Source organism: Streptomyces sp. DvalAA-14, assembly GCF_900091855.1.
Lineage (GTDB): Bacteria > Actinomycetota > Actinomycetes > Streptomycetales > Streptomycetaceae > Actinacidiphila.
Genome location: NZ_FMCH01000345.1, coordinates 1 through 7,497, shown reverse-complemented (window position 1 = coordinate 7,497; position 7,497 = coordinate 1). Strand labels below are relative to the sequence as shown.

5 protein-coding genes and 1 pseudogene are annotated in these 7,497 nt (G+C 75.6%); 5 read left to right on the top strand and 1 reads right to left on the bottom strand.

The window, feature by feature from the left end; translation table 11 throughout:
* Positions 1-300 (top strand): DUF2690 domain-containing protein (locus GA0115240_RS17580; protein WP_141708873.1); only part of this gene is annotated, 300 nt, incomplete at its 5' end.
* On the opposite strand, the gene GA0115240_RS17575 is transcribed toward GA0115240_RS17580, so the two are convergent.
* Complete coding sequence (locus GA0115240_RS17575; RefSeq protein ID WP_093737617.1) at positions 278-772, bottom strand: peptidoglycan-binding domain-containing protein; 495 nt, start codon at positions 770-772, stop codon at positions 278-280. The genes GA0115240_RS17580 and GA0115240_RS17575 overlap by 23 nt on opposite strands.
* A 137-nt stretch (positions 773-909) precedes the next feature.
* On the opposite strand from GA0115240_RS17575, the gene GA0115240_RS17570 reads away from it, so the two are divergent.
* From GA0115240_RS17570 to GA0115240_RS17555, 4 genes and pseudogenes are all read left to right on the top strand, one after another.
* On the top strand, positions 910-1,842 hold the full coding sequence (locus tag GA0115240_RS17570; RefSeq protein ID WP_093737616.1) for a helix-turn-helix domain-containing protein: 933 nt from the start codon (positions 910-912) through the stop codon (positions 1,840-1,842).
* A gap of 151 nt (positions 1,843-1,993) precedes the next feature.
* Positions 1,994-2,188 carry a hypothetical protein gene (locus GA0115240_RS17565; RefSeq protein ID WP_093737615.1) on the top strand — a complete coding sequence of 65 codons (195 nt, stop codon included), beginning with the start codon at positions 1,994-1,996 and terminating at the stop codon, positions 2,186-2,188.
* A 328-nt stretch (positions 2,189-2,516) separates the two neighbouring features.
* Positions 2,517-5,750, top strand: a complete 3,234-nt coding sequence (locus GA0115240_RS17560) for an ABC transporter permease (protein WP_256069860.1) — start codon at positions 2,517-2,519, stop codon at positions 5,748-5,750.
* A 35-nt stretch (positions 5,751-5,785) separates the two neighbouring features.
* Positions 5,786-7,497, top strand: a pseudogene (locus GA0115240_RS17555) (hypothetical protein); the annotation flags it as partial.

Below are 7,497 nucleotides of genomic sequence, written 5' to 3'. Positions count from 1 at the left end.
TGCGACCGCGACCGCGTCGTCGTGAACCGGCTGAGCGCCTACGGCGGCGTACTGGCGCTCTGGTACAGCCCGGCCTGCTCCGCGAGTTGGGCGGAGGTGGACACCCCCGCGGGGACGACGGGATTGGAGGTTGTCGGGAGCGGCGGCCGGCAGCCGGCTGTCTCCGGAGGCGCGTACACGACGATGGTGGGGGGCGGGCCGGACGCCGTGCGGGCGACGGTGGTCGTGGCCGGCCACCAGCTCGGGGTCGGACGCTACGGCGGCTGGGTCGACTCCCTCACCGGCAAAGGGCCAGCGTGACGGTGTCGGTGTACAGCCGGTGGAAGGCCCCCTCGTCATCGACCTCGTAGGCGCCGCCCCGGTCCACCCACAAGGGCAGGTCGTGGCGCTCCCCCTGGTAGACCGTCCACCGGCCGACGGGCACGAGGCGCGCCAGGGCGGCGCCCCAGGTGGCCGGCCCGACGATCCCGTCCGGCGCCAGCCGGTGGTTGCTCTGCCAGACCTGGGTGACCGCGGCCACGGCCCGGTCGTAGCTGCAGGTGACCCCGGATCGGTCGGAGTAGCCGTCGGCCCACAGGACGCTCTGCCACAGGCCGACCAGGTCGCTGCGCCGGGTGCGGCCGACGACCAGTTGCGCGGACGCCCGCAGACCGGCGGCCCGGAGTACGTCGCCACGCGCGGGGAACCGGCTCGGCGGCGGCCCGCTCCCGGCGCAGGTGGCCGCCAGGAGCAGCACACCGAGCGCGGCGCCCACCCCGATCCTCCTGTTCACGGAACCTTCATAGCGCCAACTAGCCTTTCCTCACGTGCCGTTGGCGTGAATTCAGCGTCCGGCACGTTTCGGGCCGGTCCGGCACCATACGGTGAAGCGGACAGGGAGCACGTTCGTACTGCGGCTCGGGAGCGGGCGTGGCGGAGTGGAAGTCGCTGCCGGACGGAATCGCATCCGACATCCGGCATCTGGCCGTCGAATTGCGCGCGTTGAAGGACGCAGCGGGGCTGAGCCTGGCGCGGCTCGCGGAGCGCACGCGGTACAGCAAGTCCTCCTGGGAGCGTTATCTCAACGGCAAGGCCCTGCCGCCGCAGCACGCCGTCATCTCGCTCGGGAAGCTCGCCGACGCCGACCCCGCCCGGCTGATGGCGCTGTGGGAACTGGCCAACACCGCCTGGCACGGCCACGATGACCATGACGTGCCGGTGGCGGCAGCGGTGCGGCCGGCCCCTGAGCCGTCCGCCCAGCCAGCCGAGGACACCCCTGAGGCCCCGGACACCGCTGAGGCCCCTGACGCCCCTGAGGCCGCCCCCGACGGGCCGGTCGGCGCGCACCTTCGAGGCCGACCGAAGTGGGCGGTGATCCTTTCGTGCGGCGTCCTGATGGCAGCCGGCGGCGTGTTCGTGGCGCTGCACAGGACTGCTGGCCCGCGGGACACGACCGACCCGGCGGGTACGAGCACCCGGCAACTGGACGTGGCCTGCTTCGCGGACAGCTGCACGGGCAAGGACCCCAAACAGTCCGGCTGCGGCGACCCCTGGACCGCCGCCCTCACCAGGCGCGGACGGATCTACATCGAACTGCGCTACAGCGATGCCTGCAAGGCCGCCTGGGCCCGGATCAGTTGGGCACACCCCGGCGACATCGCCCAGGTGGTGGGCCCGGGCGCCAGAACCTTCGAGGGCACGGTCCACTACGACACCGACAACTACAGCGCGATGGTCGCCGCCGCCAGCCCCTCGGCGGCCCGGGCCTGCGCGCTGCTCACCAACGGAGTGCGCTTCTGCACCGGCCCCGGCGGAACGCAACACCTGACCGAGGCGCCGAACCCGCCCACCCCGACCCCGTAAGCCCCCCGCCAGCGCGCCGGGGGGCGGCGCCGCGGGCCCCGGTCCCTGCCGGGAGGCGGCGATACGCTTGCTGTGGGGGGCGATGTGCCGGCCATGCTGGTGGATGGGAGCAAGCGGCCGCCCCGGACCGGCGAACGAGGATGGGGGATTCGTGGGCAGGTCATTGCGTTGGCACACACTGTCGTCGCTGGTCATCGCGGCGCTCCTGGCGGGCGCGGGTTGGCTCTGGGGGGACTTCGGGGCGGCCCGGGCGGTGCGCACCGGCGTCATCTTCTTCGTGCTCATGACGGTGGCCGGAGTCCTGATGGACGTATACATCGCGAGGAAGCGCCGCGGCCGGTCCTGAGGGCCGGCCCGTAATCCCCGCCGGCCGCGCGTTCCTGCGGCGGCCGGCCGAACCGCGGGCGGGTGCCACCGGGCAGGGCGACCGGGGTTGTGCTGGCGGCCGGTGGAAGATCGAACGTGCTTGCGTCCTTTGTCGACGGGCTGGTAGGACTGAGCCGCGCCGCCACCGTCACACACAGCATCACATGCACCGTCAGATGTCCGACACCGCGGGGGTTCATGTGGTCGCCACGGCTTCTCCGTCCTCGGCGCACCGTCCTGCGGGTGTTCCGCCACGGTCCCGGCGGCGCCTTCCTGCCGCCGCCCGGCGGTCGACCCAGCACGGGCTGGTGCTGGCGGCCGTCGCGGTGACCGTATTGCTGTGTGCGACGGCGCTGTCCGCGCTGGCCGCGCTGGCCGGCAACTCGGTGGATTCCGGGGCGGTGCGGAGGCTGGCCGGCGACCTCGACGCCCAGGTGTCGGTCAACGCCTCCTTCCGGGCCGGGGGGATGGCGGCCGCCGATCGGCAGGTGCGGGCCGCCGCCGCGCGGGTCTTCGCCGGGGTGCCGCAGCGGACCTATGTGGGCCTGCTGGGCACGTCGCCGGTCTCGGTGACGGGGATCAACGGGGTCGCGGGCGCGCCGCGCACTCCAGGCGGCAGCGGACTGCACCCGGTCGCGGTGCAGGACGGGGGCCGGTTCGGACAGTTGGTCGCCGGGCACTGGCCCGCCGGGACGGCCGGCGCCCCGGCCGGCGCCTTCACCGCCCTGCCCACCGTCCGCGTCGGCACCGGCTCCACCTCCCCGGTCGACGCCGCCGTGCCCGAGGCTCTGGCCCGGCGGCTCGGGCTCCAACCCGGCTCCCGCCTCCGGGTGCAGGACGCCTTCGGGCGCACCATGACCGTGCGGGTCGCCGGCGTCTTCCGGGCGGCCGGCGCCGTCGGGTTCTGGCCCGCCATGGCCGGAGACCTGACCGAGGACGAGAGCGCCGACCAGGAACTGCTGGTGGTCTCCGCGGCGGCACTCAACGGCAGCGCCGTCCTGAACGGGCATCTGTCCGCCCAGTGGAGCGTGCAGCCCGATTTCTCCCGCCTCGGTGCGGGCAGTCTGGCGGGGCTGCACGACCGGGTACGCGCCTTTTCCGGCAGCCGCAGCGCGGTGTCGGTGTTCCGGGGGACGCAGCAATCGCTGGACGACATGACCGTCTCGTCGGGGCTTCCCGAGGCGATCGACGACCTGGCCGTACCGATGGTGGCGGCCCGGTCCGCGCTGTACCTGCCGGGGGTGATGCTGGCGGGCCTCGCGCTGGCCACCCTGGTGCTGGCCGCCCGCCAGATGACCGTGCACCGGCGCGGCGAGCTGGCTCTGCAGCGGGCCAGGGGCGCCGGCACCCCGCGGCTGCTGCGCGGCGCGGCGGCCGAATGGGCCCTCACCGGTGTCCCGGCCGCCGTCGCGGCGCCGTATCTGGCCGGGCTGCTGCATCCCGGCAGCCGGGGTCGTGACGCCTGGGTGGCGGTGGGGCTGACCCTGCTGGTGCACGGCGGGGCGGTGCTGCTGCCCGTCCTGCCGGCCGTGCGGCTGCGCGCGGCCCGGGGCGAGCGGGCCGCCGCCGTACAGCGGCTGGGCGCCGATCTGGCGCTGCTGGCCGTCGCGGTGGTCGGGTATCTGGAGCTGCGGCGGCACCACTCGCTGATCGCCGGCCCGGGCGGGAGCGGCACCTCGGTGGACCTGGTCCTGGTCCTGGTTCCGGCCGTGGCGAGCGGGGCCGCGGCGCTCCTGCTGCTGCGGCTGCTGCCGCTGACGTCCCGGCTGCTGGACGCGTTCGGCCGCCGCAGCCGCGGCCTGGTCCTCGCTCTGGCCGGGTGGCAGCTGAGCCGGCGCGCCGCCCGCAACGCCGGCCCCGTGGTGCTGATGTGCCTGGCCGTGTCGGTGAGCGCCTTCGCCACCACCGCGCTGGCCTGCCTGGGCGGACTCGCCGCCGAGCAGGCCGCCTTCACCGTCGGCGCGGACGTCAGGATCACCCCGGCCAAGCAGAACAGCTACCCCACCGAGGTGCTGACTGCCGCCTACCGCGCGCTGCCGGCCGTGACGACGGTGGCCCCCGTGACGCGCACGACGGCGAATCTGCCCGGCGGCGCCACCGAGGAACTGGTCGGCACGATCGCCGGTCCCGCACCCCGCACCCCGGCACCGGTCGCCTACGGGATCACCCTGCCCGGGCGGCCGACCGCGCTGCTGCTGGACGAAAGACTCGGCAGCGACGGCAGCACCGCGGCGCCGGGCCTGGAGCTGACCGTGCAGGACGCCGCCGGCCTGGACAGCACCGTGTCCACCGTCCTGCCCGCCGCCGACGGGGCCCGGCACACCGTCGCGATCCCGCTGGACGTGGCGCTGGGCGGCGGCCGGCCGCGCGCGTATCCGCTGACGGTGACCGCCGTCAATGTCCTGCCTCGACCCAACGCGCGGCCCGCCCGCCTGGACCTGGAACTGATCCGGATCGGCACCCGCGGCGCCGCGGACGACTGGGCCGCGCCGCTGCCTGCCGGGCAGCTGTGGGCCGACGCCACCGAGCACGCCGCGGACGCCACCGCGGTGGCCTGCCGGGGGAAAACCACCAGCGGATACTTCACCGACTCCGCGGGCGTGTGCGCCATCCTTGCCGGCGGTTCCGACGTGCTGCGGGCCAGCGTCAGCACCGGAGTCCGCGACCCGCAGGCGGTCTTCGGCTTCGCCGGCCCGGACGGCGACCTCACCCAGGCCGGCAGCCAAGTGCGCTTCGTGGCGGGCCCCGCCGGCGGACCGGCGCCGCTCGCGGTGCGCGCCGACGCCTCGGCGCTGCGCGACAGCCACCTCGCGGTCGGCAGCACCACCACGCTGGACCTGGGCGCCGGCAGCCCGCTGCCCGCCAGGATCGTCGGCCGGGTGGACGCGCTGCGCGGACTGGGCCGCGGCCAGGGGCACCTGATCGCCGACCAACGCCAGCTCGCCACCGCGCTGACGCTGGCCGGCGGCGACCCGCTGGATCCCGCGTTCTGGTGGCTCGGCAGCTCCGACAGCGCGCGCACGGCGGCCGCCGCCCAGGCCCAGCCGGCGCTGGGCCGGGTGACCACCGCGGCGCTCACCGCCGCGGCGGCGCAGGCCGACCCGTTCCGCAGCGGGCTGCGCCGGGCGCTGGGGCTGATCCGGTATCTGGCGCCCTGTTTCGCCGTCATCGCCTTCACCGTCCACGCGGTCGTCTCCACCCGGCAGCGCCGGCAGGAGTTCGCCCTGCTGAGGGCGATCGGCGTCGACGCCAGGGGCCTGTCGGTCCTGTTGAGCGCGGAGCAACTGGGCCTGGCGCTGTTCGCGGTGGTCCCGGGAGCCCTCATGGGCATGGCACTGGCGTCGGCGGTGCTGCCACTGGTCACCGTGGACGACACCGGACAGGTCCCCTTTCCGCCGCTGCCGACGGTCCTGCCCTGGCGCACCGTGGCGGTGACGACCGTGCTGACCGCTCTCGCCGTCAGCGCGGTCGTGCTGGCGCTGGCACGGCTGCTGGCCCGGGTGGACCTGGTGCGGGTGCTGCGAGCGGGGGAGGACCGTTGAGACGCGCGCCCGAACACGACGCGAAAGGACCGACGGTGACGCGAGGCCCGGGCACCGGTGCGGCGATGACGCTGCGCCTGATACGCAAGGAGACCCGGGGCGATCTGCCGCTGCTGGCCTGCCTGGCGGTGCTGGTCCTGGCGCTGACCGGACTGTGCGCCTGGGCCCCCGCCGTCGCCGGCCGCCAGGAGGACCGCGCGCTGCGGCAACGGGTCACCGCGGCGCAGGACCAGGGCCCGCTGGTCAGCCTGAGCACCGTGCCAGAGGTCTTCACCACCGATCCGCCCGCGGTGGACATGACCACCCTGCTCGGCGACGGCCGCACCCTCGCCCACCGGCTCGGCGGGCCCGCCGCGCGGCACCTCACCCTGGCCGGCAGCGGCACCTACGACTACAAAGCGGCCGCCGTCACCTCACCGCCGCCGCCGGAACCAGCGGTCACCAGCACCAAGCTGGCGCTCAGTCACCTGCCGGACGCGCGGACCCATCTGCGGTACGTCGCCGGCCGCGCGCCGGCCGACCGGACACCGCTCGGCACGGCGCCGCAGATCGCCCTGTCGCAAAGCACCGCACAGGCGCTGGGGGTCCGGGTCGGCAGCCGGCTGGGACTCGCATTCGACAAGACGCCCGCCGTCCAGCAGTCATCCCCCACCGCGGTGCTCGTGGTCAGCGGCGTGTTCCGCGCCCTGCCCGGCGCCGACGACTTCTGGAACGGCCAGGCGACGCTGGTCGAGCCGTCGCGCACCCCGCAGGAGCGCAGCGCCGGCACCGTTCTCGCCGCACGCGGCCTGGTCGGCACCGACGCCGCCGACCTGCTGGCCGGCGCCGGGGTCTCGGGCCCGCTGGTGACCTGGCAGCTGCGGGCCGACCTGCGCCAGGCCGCGCTCGACCAGGCCCGCGCGCTGGCCGGACCCCTGTCCCACTACGGCGCCGACCTGAACGCGGCACTGTGCCAGGGAGCCGACTGGATCACCGGCGACCTCAGCTGCCAGGTCGGCGGCCAGCCCACCGGACCCCTCCAGGTGACCGATGCGCTGACCCCGCTCCTCGACACCTTCACCGCACAGGACCACCAGGCCAGGGCGCTCGCGGCCTTCGCCGTCGACGCGCTGGCCGCCGTCGCGTTGGCCACCACCGCCGTCGCGGTACGGCTGCTCCTGCGCCGCCGGAGCGCCCACCTGTCGCTGCAGCGGGCACGAGGCGCGTCGGCGGCACGACTGGTGCTGGTGCGCGGCGCGGTGGCATGGCCGGTGATCCTGATCGCCGCCCTGCTCGGCTGGGCCGCCGGCCGGAGCCTCGCCCCCACCGGGGCTTCCGGGGCGCCGCACCCGCTCCCCGCCGTCCTCGTCGCGGCGAGCGCGGCGCTGACCGTGTCGCTGATGACCTGGCTCGCCGTCCGCGAGCCGCGCAGGCCCCGCCGGCGCCGGCCTTCGCGCCGCACCGCGGCCGGCGGCCGGCGCGTGGTCCTGGAGCTGACGGTACTGCTCGCGGCGGCAGCGGGGGTGGCCGCGCTGCGATCGCAGGGACCCGACGGGATCCTGGGCGCGGTGCCCGTCCTGGTGGCCCTGGCCGCGGTGCTGATCCTGCTGCGGATCTACCCCGTCGCCCTGCGGCTCCTGCTGCGGCAGACCCGGCGCGGCAGGGGAGCGGTGGGCTTCGTCGGCCTGGCCCGAGCCGCCCACGACGCCCCGGCGACCGGACTGGCCCTGTTCGTCCTGGTCCTGACGCTGGGCACCGCCGTGTTCGG